Consider the following 14,812-nt stretch of genomic DNA (forward strand, 5'->3'; position numbering starts at 1 on the left):
CTCCTTACTTAAAGCTGGAATCATACTCACATCCATGTGACTAATCCACTGTCAAAATTCCTCCTTAGCCTACTTTGATAAATTCAACACCCCATACCCATTCGTTATTCATCCAACTATCTTCGCCATATATTGATTGCCATAGTTCTTTGTATGCATTTTTTTCGGTTATATATGGCTGATTGCTGTTTGGAATATAAAACCCAACTAACCAGTTGCCTTCATTTCCATAACGACCAGCTTTTATTCCTTCAGCTATCGCATCGCTAGGTGATATTTCTTGAATCTGTTGCAACCAAACATCAGTAATCTCAATTTTCCATTTGATATTACCGTCTTTGTCTGCAATGTTAATGATGTCACCAACCTCACCATACGGGCAATCAACATCAACAAATCCATGCTTCCATGCCGCGCATACTTGCTCTGATAAGGTGTAACCATCTTGCCATGCACCTAACTTGCGTAACTCTTCCTCGGTTACTTTTGGTTGTGGCTCAATCGGTCTGCGTGTCTGTGTTTTTCTGCCATCCATGACAGCTGCTAACATTGCATCGTTAAACTTGATTCTGTCTTTCATATTCATCCTTATTCCTCTGGTTGCACCCACCATTCACAAACATTGCCCATAAACTCACCGGCAAGCTGATTTTGCTGTTCAAGTGATAGCTTATTCCATTCATCCTCTGTTATATCTAATTCAGTTGAGCATTCAGAACCGACGGCATTAGTAGCGGCATGTAAGTACATTTGCTTACTTATATTCATTCCTCTTCATTGCATCCCTGCGAGTTAAATTAAGCTTCCGTTAAATCAATAACATCATCAATAATTTCTTGCTTTATTGCGTAATATCCACCATCTCCATTAAGGATTATTTCTTCGCAATTTTTTATAATGTTAACCATTGCTTGTTTCAACTTCGCGTTTTCTTCTTGTAACTGTTCGAGTGCTTCTTCCTCTGGCTGCTTCCATCCACAGCGACAATCTTTGCATTCACCATCGCCACCCTCTAAATAAGCTGAGCACTCTGGGCAATATAGCTTCTTCATATATCTATCTCCTGTTTGCATCCTTGCAAATATATCCTTTTGTTATTGGCTATCTATGAAGCATTGCTCGCAGCAATAAACAGTATCGCCACCAACAAAAACTTTATCGTCATTTAGTATTTCTACATCGCAATAAGCGCAGTATGAACAATCTTCCTTTTGCTCCTCTGTTAATTCTCTGTCCTTGTATGGGCTATCGCACCAAGCCATAGCATTTCTCCTATTGTTAAATCACATAGTGAAGGGTGAGGCTAGAACGGAATGTCGTCGTCAAAGTCCATCGGTGGCTCATTCTGCGGCGCTTGTTGCTGCGCACGAGTTTGTTGCTCTGGCTGCTGATGTTGTCGCTCTGGCTTCTGGCTTCCCGCCTGATTACCACCGTTACCGCCTAGCATTTGCATTGACCCGCCGATATTCACCACAACTTCGGTGGTGTAGCGATCTTGACCGCTTTGGTCTTGCCATTTACGAGTTTGCAGAGAACCTTCGATATAGACTTGTGAGCCTTTTTTCAGATATTCACCTGCAACTTCGGCTAACTTTCCGAAAATTATCACTCGATGCCATTCGGTTTTCTCTCGTATTTCTCCTGATTGCTTATCACGCCACGATTCCGATGTGGCTAGTGTGAGATTTGCTACTGCGCCACTATTTGGCATATACCGAATTTCAGGATCATTACCTAAGTTACCAATGAGAATTACTTTATTTACTCCACGACTAGCCATTTATGCCGCCTCCAATTCTGATTTTCTATTGTCATAAACTTCTTTAGCCTTCGCCTGTTCTGGCGTGTTATCAAGTAGCTTCCATGCTTTACCAAATTCAGCTTTTAATGTTTTTATATTGCTGATATTCATTGCATTGCCAGTGAACTCAGACAGAACAACATCAGGCTTGAAATTACTTTCCTGCTGCTTGTGCTCATTGCTGTCTGCATCCTTTGAGTCATCAATAGCAAATAATCCATTTAAGCAATACTTACGTGCATATGAGCTTGTAGCCCCTGTTACCTGAGCGTCATCCATTCCTTTTTTTGACATTGGCTCCCTTGCCAATGCCGATACGCTATGTGAATTCTCTCCGTCCGTGAGAGTTGCAGTTGATTTGACGTAAATACGATCTCCGACCGCAATAACATCATCCGTGATACTTAAAACTAATCCATCCAACAACGGTTTAACTGACTCTAGAATTCCTTCGCAACTCCTGTATGCGTAGTTTCCGAATGAGTTATTGAGATTTTTTGGTGCTTTTAAGTTTTGCTGGATAGCTGCTATTTTCTGATAAAACTCTTTACCCATAACTTCCTCCAAAAATTAGTCGCCCATGTTCTTACCTTCGCCATACCCGTAATTATCCGGAGCGATTCCTTTCGCTATATAACGTGCGTATCTCATCCTGTCTTCAGCAATCCGTTGCTGTTCGATGTGATCGGGAAGTGGTGGGAAGAATTTCGACATTGCTAGATTTGATTGCCACGCATTTGTGGCTTCGCGCATCTTCAGTGATGCTTCAATGTTTTGTGGCTTTCCCTGCCTAGATGATTTGATTTGCTCTATTGCTGACGCTAGTGCTTCCTCGTATGTTGAGTGCATAGGAAAGCAACGTGTTAGATACTCACCCATATTCACCTCGCATCCATCGGGTAGGGGTTGATTGCTGCTGAACACCCAAGCTTTCCATGCGATAATATTCAGCTTCTTCCTCGCGCTCCCTGCGTCTATTTTCGGCATCCTGCCTTTGCTTGAGTTCATACTCTGAAATTCTCATGCTGCGTCCTTGATGAATAATATCCAGTGAGTTTTGTCGTTCTTGCCGACGCGTTGAACTATCGTTGGTTTCTGGTCAGTAAGGGCTAATACTTGCTTTGTAGGAATCTGAGTTTCATTCCATTTAAAAGCTAATGTTCCGTTTGGACACAACACTCGAAATGCCTCACTAAATCCTTTCGCTAAATCATCTTTCCAAGATTCCTTGTTTAATCGCCCGTATTTTTTAAACATCCAGCTGTTATTTCCAATGTTCACTAAATGCGGCGGGTCGAATACAACTTGGTAAAATGAGCCATCAGGGAAGGGGAGGTTTTTGAAATCAGCGATAATATCTGGTGTTATATTTAGCTTCCTGCCATCACATAGAATGTGTTTTTCTACCCTTATATCGCTGTAAATTGCCCTGTTATCTTCCTTGTCAAACCAAAACATGCGACTGCCGCAGCACATATCCAGAATAGGGCGCATGGCTATCTCCTTACGTGAATGCATACGCTCCACGAGCATCAACCTGACGTAAAATGCGATTTGTCTTTTCGCATTGCTGTTTAAATTTCCAATCAGCAAATAACAATTCGACTTGCTGCTCAGTCATTTCAGACTCGCGAAGTAGGGTGAATATCTGTTGCTTTGCGTGTTTCTGCTTTGCGTTCATGTTGTACTCCGTATGCTGTTTTTAATGTTTCGTTTGCATCGCTCCATCCGTTCTCATCCTTGAGATAACGGGCAATTCCAGCTTGTGATTGAGCTAAACAAAGTTTGTATTTATCAATATTCATGCTTACCTCTGGATGTGCGAAACCCTCACTTATCGATTGATAGCGATTGTTATTGAAAGTGTTCTGGTGTTGGTGCGGTGGGTTACTGCTGACCGAGGGCTTTTGAGATTGCTTTATTTGCGTTGATTACGCAAAAGACATCTTCTAGCTCTTCGTCTGTGTCGCAATTTAACTGAGAGCGAGTGAATTTGTACTCTGTTACAAGCTTTTGTAGCGCCTCTAATAACTCTGGTGCTGCTGCGATTAGGTCGGCGTCTTCTTTTTTAATGTCATCTGGCGATGCAAAAATAACGTTATAATTATCATCAACTAAAGTTGAGTATCCATTTATTCCATCCCTTAAATGCCAAGGCGCTGGACTATGCTTAAATCCCATATATCACCCCCTAGCCTTTAACATTGCATCTGCCAGCGTGTAGGCTTCTTTGGCGAAGTCATCTGCTGACCAGTTGTGATACACTTGCTGAGCTGTCGCATCGTTGTATATGCCGATGATTACAGCATTTAGAGCTTTAGCAGCGAAGTAGTCTCGCAATTCCATTCCTTCCTGTGCTACAAATTGCATATCTGGATGCCCACTTGCTGGAAAAGCCGCTCCACCTGTTTTATCTGTCATACTCCCTCCCAAACTATTTCATCAGTCCGTATTCATAATTGATATCGTTAAGGCTTTCTCTATCTGATTCTATGTAGTAATCCCATAGCTCTTGGTCTTTGTGTTCTTTTACCAACTGCCAATGCCAGCCTATTTTTGATTTAACTCTGCGAACTTTTCTTATTACAGTGTCGTCGCAATCAAATATGACGCCATAGCCACTACCAAGCTTGCTACGCAGTACACCAAGCTCAACACTAACAACTCTAAATAACTTCGGCATAGGCATCTTTCCATTGTGGAAATCATCTATTGTCATACTCCCTCCGTTATTAACTAATTCAACTGTTTCCATTTTGGAAATATCCATCTATATCTCCTATCTATTAATCAACTCACCACAGCCCACCTTGATGGACTGTAATTAGTTAACTGTGCCTGCTTTTAACCACGTCAGGCGAGGTGGTTCCTTACTTTCCACAGTCAAGGAAAATTGATATATTGGTTATTCCACAGTCAAAATAAGGAATGTTTTAATGCCTAGATATACGGTTAGGATTGAATTACCAAATGCAGGATATGATGAATACAATCTTCTATATCAAAGAATGGAAAACTCAGGGTTTGATAAAACTATCGAGTCAACTAATGGGGTGATTTATTCACTGCCGGATGCTGAATATATTTTCGAAGGAGATCAGGACTTAACCACTGTCACTACAATGGCCGTTAATGTAGCGACATCCATTCGAACTAGAGCCAAAGTTTTGGTAACAGAATCAGCGGGAAGAAGATTCCACAACCTAGATAGAATCTAATCTTTTTCCATAATTCCAACTGAGCCACTGCAGTACATTTCAGGTTTAGGCTCTTCGCTTTCCAAGGTCACAAATGCCTTTCTAACTCTGTGACCTAATTCCAAAATTTCATCACGAGTCAATTTAAAGCTGTGTCGATAGCTATCTATCAACATGGTAGATAAAACCTCACGAGCTGCTCGTTGAGATTCTTCGGTTAGGTTGGTGAACGTTGGATTAAAGATGCTATCCGTTGCCAATTTAGCAGCATCTAGCGCTCTAATTTCTTCCGTTTTTACCTTTAGTACATCAGCAAGACCTTTCATTGCTGAGATTGTTTCTTTTTCTACCTGTTCGATATTCATTTCCTATCTCCTATTTAACGTGCCGTAACACTTCCATCACTCATAATCGGCTTGCGTAGCCGTGGTTGCTTGCGTCTATCGCTCAACGTAAGCGCTGGTTTGTACTAATCTGTTTGTAATGGCTGTATCCCTCATTAAAAGATAATCAGCACATCGCTCAATTTGCCTCTTAGCGTGCTGTTTTTGCCGCCTATCTTGATATCGTTTTCTAGAGTTCATATTTCCTCCAAGTTACTCACTATAGCCCACTCATCGAATGAGCTATAATTAGTATTTGAGTCAGCTCCACAGGTGTTATGCCCTCCGCTTTGTTCACTATGCTTGCGTATGTCTTGCCTCGCTTGTAGCACCTATCCATGGTGTAGCAGGGAGTGATCGCACTACGCACCGTTTCTCACGCTGTAGAGCTGACTTGTCAAATTGTTAAAGAGCTGTAGGCTGTATTTCATGTTGCTTGCCTTCGATGTGGCTAACTATAACCAAAGTTATATAACTACGCAATACCTTGGTTATAATTAATTATGAATTAAGTTATATGTGTTTGTTTTTAACTGAGTTTATTTATAAATAAAATTATAAAAAAATGATTTTTGTGATTTATGCGCACAAAAAACCCGCACTAGGCGGGTTCGTAATGAGAGGTGGTTATAGTATGGATGCAACCCAGAATACTTTTCCGATGATTTCGATGCTTTGAATATCGACTTCCTCATCTGGATACTCTTCTTTATTGTAGCTTCGAATGATTACCTTGTCAGATGATGACCTGATAAGTAGTTTTACTCGCTTCCAGCCATCTTGATTGATCGCATAAACTTTCCCATCAACTATATTTTTGTCATTGCAGTTTACTGCAACGGTGGCGCCATCAGGAATAACAGGCTCCATGCTATTACCCTTGGCAGGGAATGACATGACTCCAGATCCATCCGTATTAGCACCAACTCTTCTTAGTGTTGATTTTGAAAATCTCAATTTAAATCCGTTATAGTCATCATCACTATATGACCCATCACCGCAGGCAAACTCGATATCTTTCAGGAACGGTATTTCAACCTCTCCATTTTCAATATCTGTTGAGCTATCCCAAGATGAAACCTCATTCCATTCATCCATTGATGGAGCATTGGAGTCTTTAATATTTTTAGATATATCACCGACGCCACTCACTAACCATTCAGGGCTAACTCTTAGAGCCATAGCTATCTCTAAAGCCTTTCTTGATGACTTAGCTTTTCCAGATACGAGCTTTGCTATAGCTGGCTGAGAGACACCAACTATAGTGGCTAGTTTTTCTTGCGACATGTTCGCCGCGTCCATCGCCATCTTAAGGCGGTCTGAGAATGTTTTCATGCCACCACTCTATAACCTCGGTTATTTAAAATCAAAGAACTAAAGTTATTGCCAATCTCCATAACTTTGGTTATTATTGGTTATGTTTTTACCATCAGAGGATTTTATATGAATCTAGTTATTAAAAAGGCTGTCAGCATAGTTGGAAGCCAGCAAAAACTAGCAAACCTCTGTGGTGTTAGCCAGCCAGCAGTTAATAAATGGCTGAGAGGAGGGCGAGTAGCTCCTGAGAGAGTTCAAGCCATCGTAAACGCCACGGAAGGTAAAGTTAAGGCGCATGAGATTAGACCTGACTTACCACACATGTTCCCAGCTATTTAGTAATACCGCTCTTTAACAATATCGCCAAAAGCTCCTGCATCAGGAGCAAACAATTAACTCACAGGATCGTGAGCAACGGACTAACTACGTCAAAAGGAATTTAACAAATGGACACAGCAAAAAATATCAAAATCACATGTAAACCAGAAACACTCGAAACCTATTTCTTTCAAATGATGTTTAAAGATGGAAATGACGGGTTCGCTAAAGCAATGGGTATTCACCCGAGTTCAGCTAGTAGAGAGAAGAGTCGCATATTCAGCTTGGCTTGTAAGGCTATAGCTCGTTATGGCTTACCTACTGAGGCTGTATCAATGCCTGAGAAGTCTAGAAGCGTAGTGATTGAAGGTGACTATGCAGAAAGGTTAATTCAGGTACTTGAAGGGAAAGGAAAGCTAAAAAGAAAAACCTCAAAGGCGGCAACCGATGAGGCTCAAATATCATTAATTTAAATTTCGTAAGCAGGAGTAATTATACATGAGAAACAAATTTAATTACAGCGCTGTGCATAAAAACGTCATGCGTGATCGGGCTAATCGCTCGGTCACTGAGCAGGGAGCTAAGGCGCTTAGGTCTGCATTGGAAGATGCAAAATTACGGCTTGAGCATCGTCAGGAAGTCACTGGAGGGAAACGGCATGAGTAACGTTGCATACGCTGATTTTAGCAACAAGAACCACACTAGGAGTTCTCGTATGGATAACTCTAAGCTTGGTCATGTCGCGATATTCAGGAGCCTACTTAACGCAAGCTGGGCTGAAGATACAGTGAAGCTTGCGCTATGGGTAAGATTGTTAGGGCAGGCAAGACATAAACCGACGACGGTTGAGTTTGGCGGTGTATCTTGGGATCTTCGGACTGGTCAGCTGGTAACAAAAGCAAAAGTTTTAGCTCGAAAACTGAAAGATGCAAAGGGAAAGGAAAAGACTGAAAAACAAATCAGAGACATGTTGGATTTTTTTGAACAGGAAGGGATGATAACCCGCACTGGAACACGGCATGGAACAATAATTACAATCACAAATTACCTTGAATATCAGTGGAATGACGAGGTGACAAAGCAAGTTACTAATGAGGTGACAATCAAACGCAGTGATACCAACGCTTCAAGCGTAGTTGAGGTTACTAACCTAGTAACAAAAGAAGTGAAACAGAATAAGAATGTACTTGAACAAGAAATAAATACTCCCCTAACCCCTCAAGAGGGGGACTGTGAAAAGTTAATTTCAACTAATCGAAAAAATAACATTCCCTACATCGAAATTATGAATGCGTTCAACGAAGCAGCAGGCGATAGATTGCCAAATGCTGAATCACTGAATGACAAACGAAAACGAGCTATCTCAAAATTCCTGAAAGAACTCAAAGAGCCAACGGTCGAAGCGGCTAAAAACTATTTTGAATATTTCATGAATTCAGCCAAGGAGTTTTATTTTGGCGAAAACGATTCTGGTTGGAGAGCGAATTTCGATTACCTGTTAAGACCAGCGACAGTATTAAAAACTAGGGAAGGTTCATTATGAGTTACCAAGTACCACACAGCATAGAGACCGAACAGAGCGTTATCGGATCCCTGCTGATTGACCCAAACAGCGACAATGCTCAGCGTGTATTTTCAGTGTTGAAGCCAGATGATTTCTACGGCACCCACCACAAGATTATCTTTGAGCAAATGCGGTCAATGGCTAGCAAGCATCAACCGATTGATATCTTAACCGTGTCTGACAGCTTGAAGGCAACTGGCAGCGAAGGAGCTACAGGCGGGTTGGGTTATCTGGCTGAAATTGCAAAGAACACCCCAAGCGCTGCAAACGTGATCCACTACTCGAAGAAAATCAAAGAGTATGCGAGTGAGCGTTACGCCATTGAGAAAATCAACGAAGCCACACGATTACTGATTGAACCAAGCACTCTAAGCTTTGGTGAAAAAATGGAGTTCGTGCAAAAGCTGGTAACTGACGCAAGCGAGAACGGTGTTACTGGTCGAAAGTCTGGCTTGAAGAATATGGCTGAGCTATTGCCGGAGTGGTTCGCAGGCGTAGAAAACATGTTTAACAATCCCGATCAGTTTGTAGGACTCAAGACAGGCATTAAGCCTCTTGATGACATGCTAGCACCTAAATTTGTTGTGCGTGGGTCATTATTCGTTATCGGTGCGCGTCCAAAGATGGGTAAGACAACCGTTTTAACTGAAATGGCGAAGAACGTTTCCGATGATGGTTTGCCAGTGGCTCTGTTCAGCATGGAAATGTCCAATCAGCAATTGGTGGAGCGGATGGTAAGCCAGAAGTCAGGCTTAAATTCAGACATGTTCTACGGCGGTACTGAGGATGATTTCGAATGGGCGCTACTCGGCAAGGCAATTAGTGAACTTAGCGAAAAGCCTAACATTTGGGTCGATGATACAGCGGGAATGACACTTGAGCACATTCAGTCAGAGTGCCGGAAGTTGAAGCGCAAGGTTGGGAAAATCGGGTTTATCGGTGTGGATTATTTAACGCTGATGAAAGCTGGCAAAGCAGACCGCAACGATATCGCCTACGGTGAAATTACCAAAGGTCTCAAGCAACTGGCTAAAGAGCTTGATACTACGGTGGTATTGCTAACACAGCTAAACCGTAAATTGGAAGATAGAACCAACAAGCGCCCTATGCCAAGCGATAGCCGTGATACTGGTCAAATCGAGCAGGATTGCGATTACTGGATGGGAATATACAAAGAATCAGTTTACAACGACAAAGCCGACAAGACGCTTACAGAGTTGATTGTGAGACTTAACCGCCACGGTAAAGCCGGAACCGCATTTGTAGACCAGAAAGGACTTTGCTTATTCGACACCGATCAAACCCACGCTATGGCACGGGCAGATATGGCAACAGCCAGTCGTAACACACCAAATCATAAGGACTTCTAGATGAAATCAAAACGAACCAGCATGATATTGGTTAACTTTTCTCGCGAAAATTCAGGTCGAATGGATAAAGTTTATGAAGTTAGGCATGAAAACCAAAAGACAATATTAGAGCAGAAGCTAACCATCAAAAGGGATGAGTTTGGCAGGTTTAGCGTTGATGTTGCAATGGATGACTTCCCACGCATCGATAACGAACTAGACGCAATTCTGAAATACGCAGACTGGCTAGAACGAATGGGAATAGCAATTCGCAGAGAAGCTAAGCGGGCAATTAAGCGAGGTGTTGAGTGATGAAAGTAATTAGTTGGATTATCACTTGGCGATGGGTGTTTAAGCAATCTGTGATGGAATCACAATGGACAGAGCAAGGCGCAATTAACATGAAAACATCAATACTTCGTAACAATTTATTCGGCTGCAGAAATAGCGCATTCATTCGCCGTGACATGCAACGAATGATTGATGCGGCAGCTAGAAAAAATCGGGGTGAGTGATGAAAGGAACAACGTTAACAGAGGGAGGCATCTAATGCAGGGAACTAATCTAAAGGTCGGAGACAAGGTAGCATATTTAAGGTTTGGAAAAATAGAGGATGAATATATTGGTGAAGTAATTGGCGCTTGTAGACGCAATACCATAGCTATCAATTGCAATGGCGAGATATACCTAGCCCCGCCAAGTAAATTAACTCCATGGCCACTCCCACCAATGCCAGAGGGTGAATGATGACAGAGCGGGAATTAAAACTAGAAGCCGTAGCAATTTGGCAAAAGCTAATTTTGCAAGCTAAGCGAAAATACCAATGGTGGGAGTTGTAGTATGAACGAACTCAAGAAATGCCCGTTTTGCGGGGGACGCGGTGAATACTACTACTTCGAGGATTTAGGTCACTTAGTCATCTGTTCTAACACCATTTGCCCTTCAAATAAGTTTGGATATACAGATGCTGAAGAAGCTGAGCAGGCATGGAACAGGAGAGCTAACAGTGACTAAAGAACAGCGCAAAAAACTCAGAATGTTATTTGGCGGCAAGTGCGCCTACTGCGGTTGTGAGTTACCAGAAAAAGGCTGGCACGCAGACCATGCAGAACCGATAGTAAGAAAAACCGTTCAAGACATGGAAGCGGCTAAAAAAGGGAAGATTAGATTTAAGCAAACTGGAGAATGCTATCACCCCGAATTGGACAATGAAGACAACCTAGTTCCAGCATGTAAGGCTTGTAACATCTACAAGGGATGTAGTGGAGTTGAAGAGTTCAGGCAGGCGATAACTAGGGTTACGGTAAATTCCTTAGATAGAACTCAATCCCTTAGAGCTGCAAAACGATTTGGAATAGTAGCAGTCGATGAGTCACCAGTTACGTTTTGGTTTGAAAAGTACCAGCAGGAGAACTAATAGTGAGTGATAAGCCATGAGCATTTCAGCAATCACAACGCTTAGATGTTTTTTTACTGGTCATAAATTTGAGAAGCAAGAAAACTGTTGGAATGACGGCTCATTTTTCTTTTGCTCTCAATGCGGCATGACCTTATGGAGACACAACATTAAGTACCGGAGGGATAATGCAGAAGCAAACATTCCTACTCAGGAATACTCAGATACTAAAAAACCTAAAAGCCGTACTAGATAATTTACCCCTCAACGAAGAATTCCCCCTAGAAGTAAAAATCTCAGAATCCAACCGAACACTACCGCAGAACGACATGTTCCATGCGCTATGTGGTGATGTATCAAAGCAAATGACACTCAACAATGAACCGCTGAAATTATGGCAGTGGAAGAATGTATTTGTGTCTGGTCACTGGATGGTTACGACAGGGGCGAAAGAGTCACCGTTAATTCAGGGTATCGAAGGTGAGCTGTTAAACATACGCGAGAGCACGTCTCAGATGGGCAAGAAGCGCATGAGTAGCTTAATTGAATACTCGACAGCTTGGGCGGTAGAAAGTGGCGTTAAGCTTCGTACAGCTCGCTATGAATATAACTACTACGGTCGCAGGGAATAACTCAAGGAACAGCAAGAGAGATGAATATCATATCAAAAATGGCAATCGCTATGGCTTCACTAGCATCACAAAATGCCTTATGGGCTATCAACCATAGCCGAAGTTGGTACAGCTATCCAATATCAACTAAACGCATCACAGGTCACGCAAAGATAAAGCGAGCAGCCAAGAAGCGGAGGGCGAGAAAGTGAGTTTTGCAAAATCAGAAAGGGATTACCCAGAAGGAAAATATACCCACACTGAATGCAAATGGTGCGGGTGTAGTTACATTGGACCTAAGCATGAAAACGCTTGTAAGAAATGTAATGACACTCTTCAGCGCATGGGCGGATTTGCTGATTTATTTTGTAAAGGTGAAGAAAATAAGATGACAGATAATGTAAATAACCCATCACACTACGCATCAGGCGGTATTGAGTGCATAGAGGCTATCAAGGCAAGTATGACACGCGAAGCATTCTTGGGATATCTCAAAGGGAATATCCAAAAATACGTCTGGCGATATGAAAAGAAAATTAACCCCGTGGAAGATTTGAAAAAAGCCCGTTGGTACATGAATCGACTAGTTGATGAGCTGGAGAATGAAAGTGACGCCTAAAGAAAAACTAAAAGAAATCGACAAAAAGTTAGACGAAGCTCATGCATTAGTAATCTCATTACAAAATATGCGCAGAGAGCACATCAACCGCCACGATTTAAACAAGGAGAAATCATGACTCAGCAAGGAGAAAGGGCAATTGATGTTATTAACGCTGTAAGTGGACTCGAATATTTCACAGCAAAGAAAGCCACAAGCCTAACCGGTATGTCTCGCTCATATGTGAGCTTCATCCTCGGGTTAATGCATAAGTTTGGCGCAATAACTGTGGTCGGTAAAATCGGCGGAACAGTCAAATATCAAGTATCACGCAACGCAATTCAGATCATCGAAAATAACTTCACTGAGATATTTAAGCAAAGCCACAGCGTCAGAGGCAATGAGCCACTAGGCACAGGAATGGTGATTGTTGATAGAGCTAATGTAAATGGGATGGGTAATCCGTCGTTAAGAAAGCTAGATACATTGCTAAGTGGGGTGAGATCGTGATTAGAACCAGACACGTAATTATATTCTTTTCGATTGTTACTTTAGCGATGGGGTTTATGTATGGCTAATCCAAGGCGACGGCGCTGTAAAATATGTAGAGAGTGGTTTCATCCAAAGTACGAAAATATAGAATGGTGTAGCCCAGAGCATGGAGCTGAATTAGCAATCAAGCGACGAAGTAAGGAAAGTGAAAAGTTAGAAGCAAAACTCAAGAAAGAACAGAAGCAAAAAGAAGTAAAAGCCCGCGATAAACTCAAAGCCCGCAAGTTAGCAGTAAAACCCCGCAGTTATTGGATCAAACAAGCACAACAAGCCGTCAACGCATATATCAGAGAAAGAGACCGTGATTTGCCATGCATATCATGCGGAACGTTTCAATCTGCTCAGTGGGATGCTGGTCATTATCGGACTACCGCTGCGGCTCCACAACTGAGATTCGATGAGCGCAACATCCATCGGCAATGTGTTGTTTGTAATCAGCATAAATCGGGGAATCTAGTTCCGTATCGAGTAGAGCTGATTAATCGAATAGGGCAGAAAGCCGTTGAGGCTATCGAGTGTGACCATGAGCGGCACAAGTGGACTATCGATGAATGCAAAGCCATCAAAGAGGTTTTCAGGAAGAAACTGAAGGAGTTGCAAAGTGACAGTTGATGCATGGTTTGCCGCGATGACTTGGGGGATATTTTGCGTTGTATGGATCCCTTATAACTACGTTAAGTGTAAGCGAAATACAAGAATAGCAAAGATTAAAAGAAGGGCTCATTTGTTTTCTTGTAAATACCGAATGCTGAAGGAGCTGAAAGATGCAGACTGAAATCACGACCATCCCTGAACTGCTGGTTAAGCATTACGGGAATATGACTGAGGTAGGGCGGTTAATCGGTGCGAATAGAGGGACTGTCAGGAAGTATGTTAGCGATGCTAGCGCTGAAAGCCACGTTGTTATCAACGGTAGATTGATGGTCAGGCACAGAGGTGGTGATAGATGGAAATGCAAAGAATCTCAGGAGGCTAAATGAGCTACATAGGAGAGAAAGAACTAACAAAGGAACAATTCGACTGGCTTAATGGTTGGCTTGAATTGTGGGGCGCTTGGGTTCACTCAGGGCGATTGAATGTGCGCATGATAAACATGATTTACAAATTCATGCGAACAGTAGAGCCAAACAATACACCATCAAGACCTATGTGCAGTGACGATGACGGAATGTTGATTTCTCAGGTCGTAGATTCAATCATCGCCACTGACGAGCAGGCTTATAAAATATTACTCAGCTATTACGCTCATGGCGCTTCCAAACTTTCAATAGCATCTTACTACCATAAGGTTGCAAAACCCCGCAAAATGCAAACAAGAGGAGGTAACAGGTTAAAGAAACCATCTTTCGGAACTTGCAGGAATGAAGTCGACGAAAAGTTAAAGGCTTGCCAATGGTTATTGTATGAACCTCTGCGAAATGCAATGAATAATCGTAAACGTGTAGCGAAAATAAAGAAAATAAGCGAACTTTGCTATTGACATATTATAGCAAATTAGCAATACTTATCAGGTAAGCTGCCTTAACTGTTCTTAGGTTGGCTTAACCAGATTCTAGAGCCTCTACTTCGGTAGGGGCTTTTCTGTAATGATAAGTACAAATGCGACAGATGGCTTTGGTATTCGAGGTTGGTGCGTCATAAGCCACTCACACGGTACTTTAGGCTCGGTGTTTGTATTTATCATTGTGGAACGCTAAAGCCAGTTAGCACCAGTAATAGCCTGATG

General features: G+C 42.1%; 31 protein-coding genes. 16 read left to right on the top strand and 15 right to left on the bottom strand.

Going from position 1 to position 14,812, the window contains the following annotated elements:
* Positions 1-64: 64 nt before the first annotated feature.
* The 13 genes from ACY3ZI_RS07850 to ACY3ZI_RS07910 all read right to left on the bottom strand — a co-directional run bounded on the left by ACY3ZI_RS07850 (position 65) and on the right by ACY3ZI_RS07910 (position 4,571).
* Entirely contained in the window at positions 65-580 is a 516-nt protein-coding gene (locus tag ACY3ZI_RS07850) for a hypothetical protein (RefSeq protein WP_487376909.1), read from the bottom strand.
* Between the two features lie 8 nt (positions 581-588).
* A complete protein-coding gene (locus ACY3ZI_RS07855) occupies positions 589-768 on the bottom strand; it encodes a DUF7167 family protein (RefSeq protein ID WP_487376911.1) in 180 nt (59 codons plus the stop codon).
* Between the two features lie 29 nt (positions 769-797).
* Positions 798-1,052 (bottom strand): hypothetical protein, encoded by a 255-nt coding sequence (locus tag ACY3ZI_RS07860; protein ID WP_487376913.1) that lies wholly within the window; start codon positions 1,050-1,052, stop codon positions 798-800.
* Positions 1,053-1,303: 251 nt separating this feature from the next.
* On the bottom strand, positions 1,304-1,780 hold the full coding sequence (locus ACY3ZI_RS07865; RefSeq protein ID WP_487376915.1) for a single-stranded DNA-binding protein: 477 nt from the start codon (positions 1,778-1,780) through the stop codon (positions 1,304-1,306).
* Positions 1,781-2,356, bottom strand: a complete 576-nt coding sequence (locus tag ACY3ZI_RS07870; RefSeq protein WP_487376917.1) for an ERF family protein — start codon at positions 2,354-2,356, stop codon at positions 1,781-1,783.
* A 15-nt stretch (positions 2,357-2,371) separates the two neighbouring features.
* Positions 2,372-2,680, bottom strand: a complete 309-nt coding sequence (locus ACY3ZI_RS07875) for a hypothetical protein (RefSeq protein WP_487376918.1) — start codon at positions 2,678-2,680, stop codon at positions 2,372-2,374.
* The gene (locus tag ACY3ZI_RS07880; RefSeq protein WP_487376920.1) at positions 2,673-2,825 is read right to left on the bottom strand and encodes a hypothetical protein; all 153 of its coding nucleotides are present in this window, start codon (positions 2,823-2,825) and stop codon (positions 2,673-2,675) included. Before ACY3ZI_RS07880 ends, ACY3ZI_RS07875 begins: the two co-directional genes overlap by 8 nt.
* On the bottom strand, positions 2,822-3,295 hold the full coding sequence (locus ACY3ZI_RS07885) for a class I SAM-dependent methyltransferase (RefSeq protein ID WP_487376922.1): 474 nt from the start codon (positions 3,293-3,295) through the stop codon (positions 2,822-2,824). Before ACY3ZI_RS07885 ends, ACY3ZI_RS07880 begins: the two co-directional genes overlap by 4 nt.
* Before the next feature lie 10 nt (positions 3,296-3,305).
* A complete protein-coding gene (locus ACY3ZI_RS07890; protein ID WP_175442554.1) occupies positions 3,306-3,482 on the bottom strand; it encodes a hypothetical protein in 177 nt (58 codons plus the stop codon).
* The gene (kil, locus tag ACY3ZI_RS07895; protein WP_487376924.1) at positions 3,424-3,606 is read right to left on the bottom strand and encodes a host cell division inhibitory peptide Kil; all 183 of its coding nucleotides are present in this window, start codon (positions 3,604-3,606) and stop codon (positions 3,424-3,426) included. The genes ACY3ZI_RS07890 and kil overlap by 59 nt, the downstream gene beginning before the upstream one ends.
* An 82-nt stretch (positions 3,607-3,688) precedes the next feature.
* On the bottom strand, positions 3,689-3,982 hold the full coding sequence (locus tag ACY3ZI_RS07900) for a hypothetical protein (protein ID WP_487376926.1): 294 nt from the start codon (positions 3,980-3,982) through the stop codon (positions 3,689-3,691).
* Positions 3,983-3,985: 3 nt separating this feature from the next.
* Entirely contained in the window at positions 3,986-4,222 is a 237-nt protein-coding gene (locus tag ACY3ZI_RS07905) for a hypothetical protein (protein ID WP_487376927.1), read from the bottom strand.
* A 13-nt stretch (positions 4,223-4,235) separates the two neighbouring features.
* Complete coding sequence (locus tag ACY3ZI_RS07910) at positions 4,236-4,571, bottom strand: hypothetical protein (protein ID WP_487376929.1); 336 nt, start codon at positions 4,569-4,571, stop codon at positions 4,236-4,238.
* A gap of 166 nt (positions 4,572-4,737) precedes the next feature.
* Here ACY3ZI_RS07910 and ACY3ZI_RS07915 point away from each other — a divergent pair, with 166 nt between their 5' ends.
* Complete coding sequence (locus tag ACY3ZI_RS07915) at positions 4,738-5,019, top strand: type V toxin-antitoxin system endoribonuclease antitoxin GhoS (RefSeq protein WP_487376932.1); 282 nt, start codon at positions 4,738-4,740, stop codon at positions 5,017-5,019.
* Here the strand turns inward: ACY3ZI_RS07915 and ACY3ZI_RS07920 are convergent.
* Both ACY3ZI_RS07920 and ACY3ZI_RS07925 read right to left on the bottom strand, forming a co-directional pair.
* Positions 5,016-5,363: a hypothetical protein gene (locus tag ACY3ZI_RS07920; protein WP_487376934.1), complete on the bottom strand. Its 348-nt coding sequence runs from the start codon at positions 5,361-5,363 to the stop codon at positions 5,016-5,018. The genes ACY3ZI_RS07915 and ACY3ZI_RS07920 overlap by 4 nt on opposite strands.
* A gap of 645 nt (positions 5,364-6,008) precedes the next feature.
* Entirely contained in the window at positions 6,009-6,716 is a 708-nt protein-coding gene (locus tag ACY3ZI_RS07925) for an XRE family transcriptional regulator (protein ID WP_196712286.1), read from the bottom strand.
* Positions 6,717-6,824: 108 nt separating this feature from the next.
* On the opposite strand from ACY3ZI_RS07925, the gene ACY3ZI_RS07930 reads away from it, so the two are divergent.
* The 15 genes from ACY3ZI_RS07930 to ACY3ZI_RS08000 all read left to right on the top strand — a co-directional run bounded on the left by ACY3ZI_RS07930 (position 6,825) and on the right by ACY3ZI_RS08000 (position 14,566).
* Positions 6,825-7,037 (top strand): transcriptional regulator, encoded by a 213-nt coding sequence (locus ACY3ZI_RS07930; RefSeq protein ID WP_196712287.1) that lies wholly within the window; start codon positions 6,825-6,827, stop codon positions 7,035-7,037.
* Between the two features lie 107 nt (positions 7,038-7,144).
* Positions 7,145-7,489, top strand: coding sequence for a hypothetical protein (locus ACY3ZI_RS07935; RefSeq protein WP_487376937.1), 345 nt, complete (start codon positions 7,145-7,147; stop codon positions 7,487-7,489).
* Between the two features lie 25 nt (positions 7,490-7,514).
* On the top strand, positions 7,515-7,682 hold the full coding sequence (locus ACY3ZI_RS07940) for a hypothetical protein (RefSeq protein WP_173424833.1): 168 nt from the start codon (positions 7,515-7,517) through the stop codon (positions 7,680-7,682).
* 49 nt (positions 7,683-7,731) lie between these two features.
* Positions 7,732-8,559 (top strand): replication protein, encoded by an 828-nt coding sequence (locus tag ACY3ZI_RS07945; protein WP_487376942.1) that lies wholly within the window; start codon positions 7,732-7,734, stop codon positions 8,557-8,559.
* On the top strand, positions 8,556-9,950 hold the full coding sequence (locus ACY3ZI_RS07950; protein WP_487376944.1) for a replicative DNA helicase: 1,395 nt from the start codon (positions 8,556-8,558) through the stop codon (positions 9,948-9,950). The genes ACY3ZI_RS07945 and ACY3ZI_RS07950 overlap by 4 nt, the downstream gene beginning before the upstream one ends.
* Positions 9,951-10,241, top strand: a complete 291-nt coding sequence (locus tag ACY3ZI_RS07955; protein ID WP_487376946.1) for a hypothetical protein — start codon at positions 9,951-9,953, stop codon at positions 10,239-10,241. It abuts the gene before it with no gap.
* Complete coding sequence (locus tag ACY3ZI_RS07960; protein ID WP_487376949.1) at positions 10,241-10,444, top strand: hypothetical protein; 204 nt, start codon at positions 10,241-10,243, stop codon at positions 10,442-10,444. The genes ACY3ZI_RS07955 and ACY3ZI_RS07960 overlap by 1 nt, the downstream gene beginning before the upstream one ends.
* Positions 10,445-10,769: 325 nt before the next feature.
* On the top strand, positions 10,770-10,943 hold the full coding sequence (locus tag ACY3ZI_RS07965; protein WP_442959966.1) for a Lar family restriction alleviation protein: 174 nt from the start codon (positions 10,770-10,772) through the stop codon (positions 10,941-10,943).
* On the top strand, positions 10,894-11,346 hold the full coding sequence (locus ACY3ZI_RS07970) for an HNH endonuclease (protein WP_272534562.1): 453 nt from the start codon (positions 10,894-10,896) through the stop codon (positions 11,344-11,346). The genes ACY3ZI_RS07965 and ACY3ZI_RS07970 overlap by 50 nt, the downstream gene beginning before the upstream one ends.
* A gap of 167 nt (positions 11,347-11,513) precedes the next feature.
* On the top strand, positions 11,514-11,957 hold the full coding sequence (locus ACY3ZI_RS07975; RefSeq protein ID WP_272534560.1) for a recombination protein NinB: 444 nt from the start codon (positions 11,514-11,516) through the stop codon (positions 11,955-11,957).
* A gap of 187 nt (positions 11,958-12,144) precedes the next feature.
* Positions 12,145-12,555 (top strand): DUF3310 domain-containing protein, encoded by a 411-nt coding sequence (locus ACY3ZI_RS07980; protein WP_487376957.1) that lies wholly within the window; start codon positions 12,145-12,147, stop codon positions 12,553-12,555.
* A 114-nt stretch (positions 12,556-12,669) separates the two neighbouring features.
* A complete protein-coding gene (locus ACY3ZI_RS07985) occupies positions 12,670-13,044 on the top strand; it encodes a hypothetical protein (RefSeq protein ID WP_487376960.1) in 375 nt (124 codons plus the stop codon).
* Positions 13,045-13,104: 60 nt separating this feature from the next.
* Complete coding sequence (locus ACY3ZI_RS07990; protein WP_487376963.1) at positions 13,105-13,698, top strand: recombination protein NinG; 594 nt, start codon at positions 13,105-13,107, stop codon at positions 13,696-13,698.
* Between the two features lie 152 nt (positions 13,699-13,850).
* The gene (locus ACY3ZI_RS07995; protein WP_487376966.1) at positions 13,851-14,066 is read left to right on the top strand and encodes a protein ninH; all 216 of its coding nucleotides are present in this window, start codon (positions 13,851-13,853) and stop codon (positions 14,064-14,066) included.
* On the top strand, positions 14,063-14,566 hold the full coding sequence (locus ACY3ZI_RS08000) for an antiterminator Q family protein (RefSeq protein ID WP_487376968.1): 504 nt from the start codon (positions 14,063-14,065) through the stop codon (positions 14,564-14,566). Before ACY3ZI_RS07995 ends, ACY3ZI_RS08000 begins: the two co-directional genes overlap by 4 nt.
* Positions 14,567-14,812: the final 246 nt, after the last annotated feature.

This window comes from Providencia sp. LY12 (assembly GCF_057621555.1).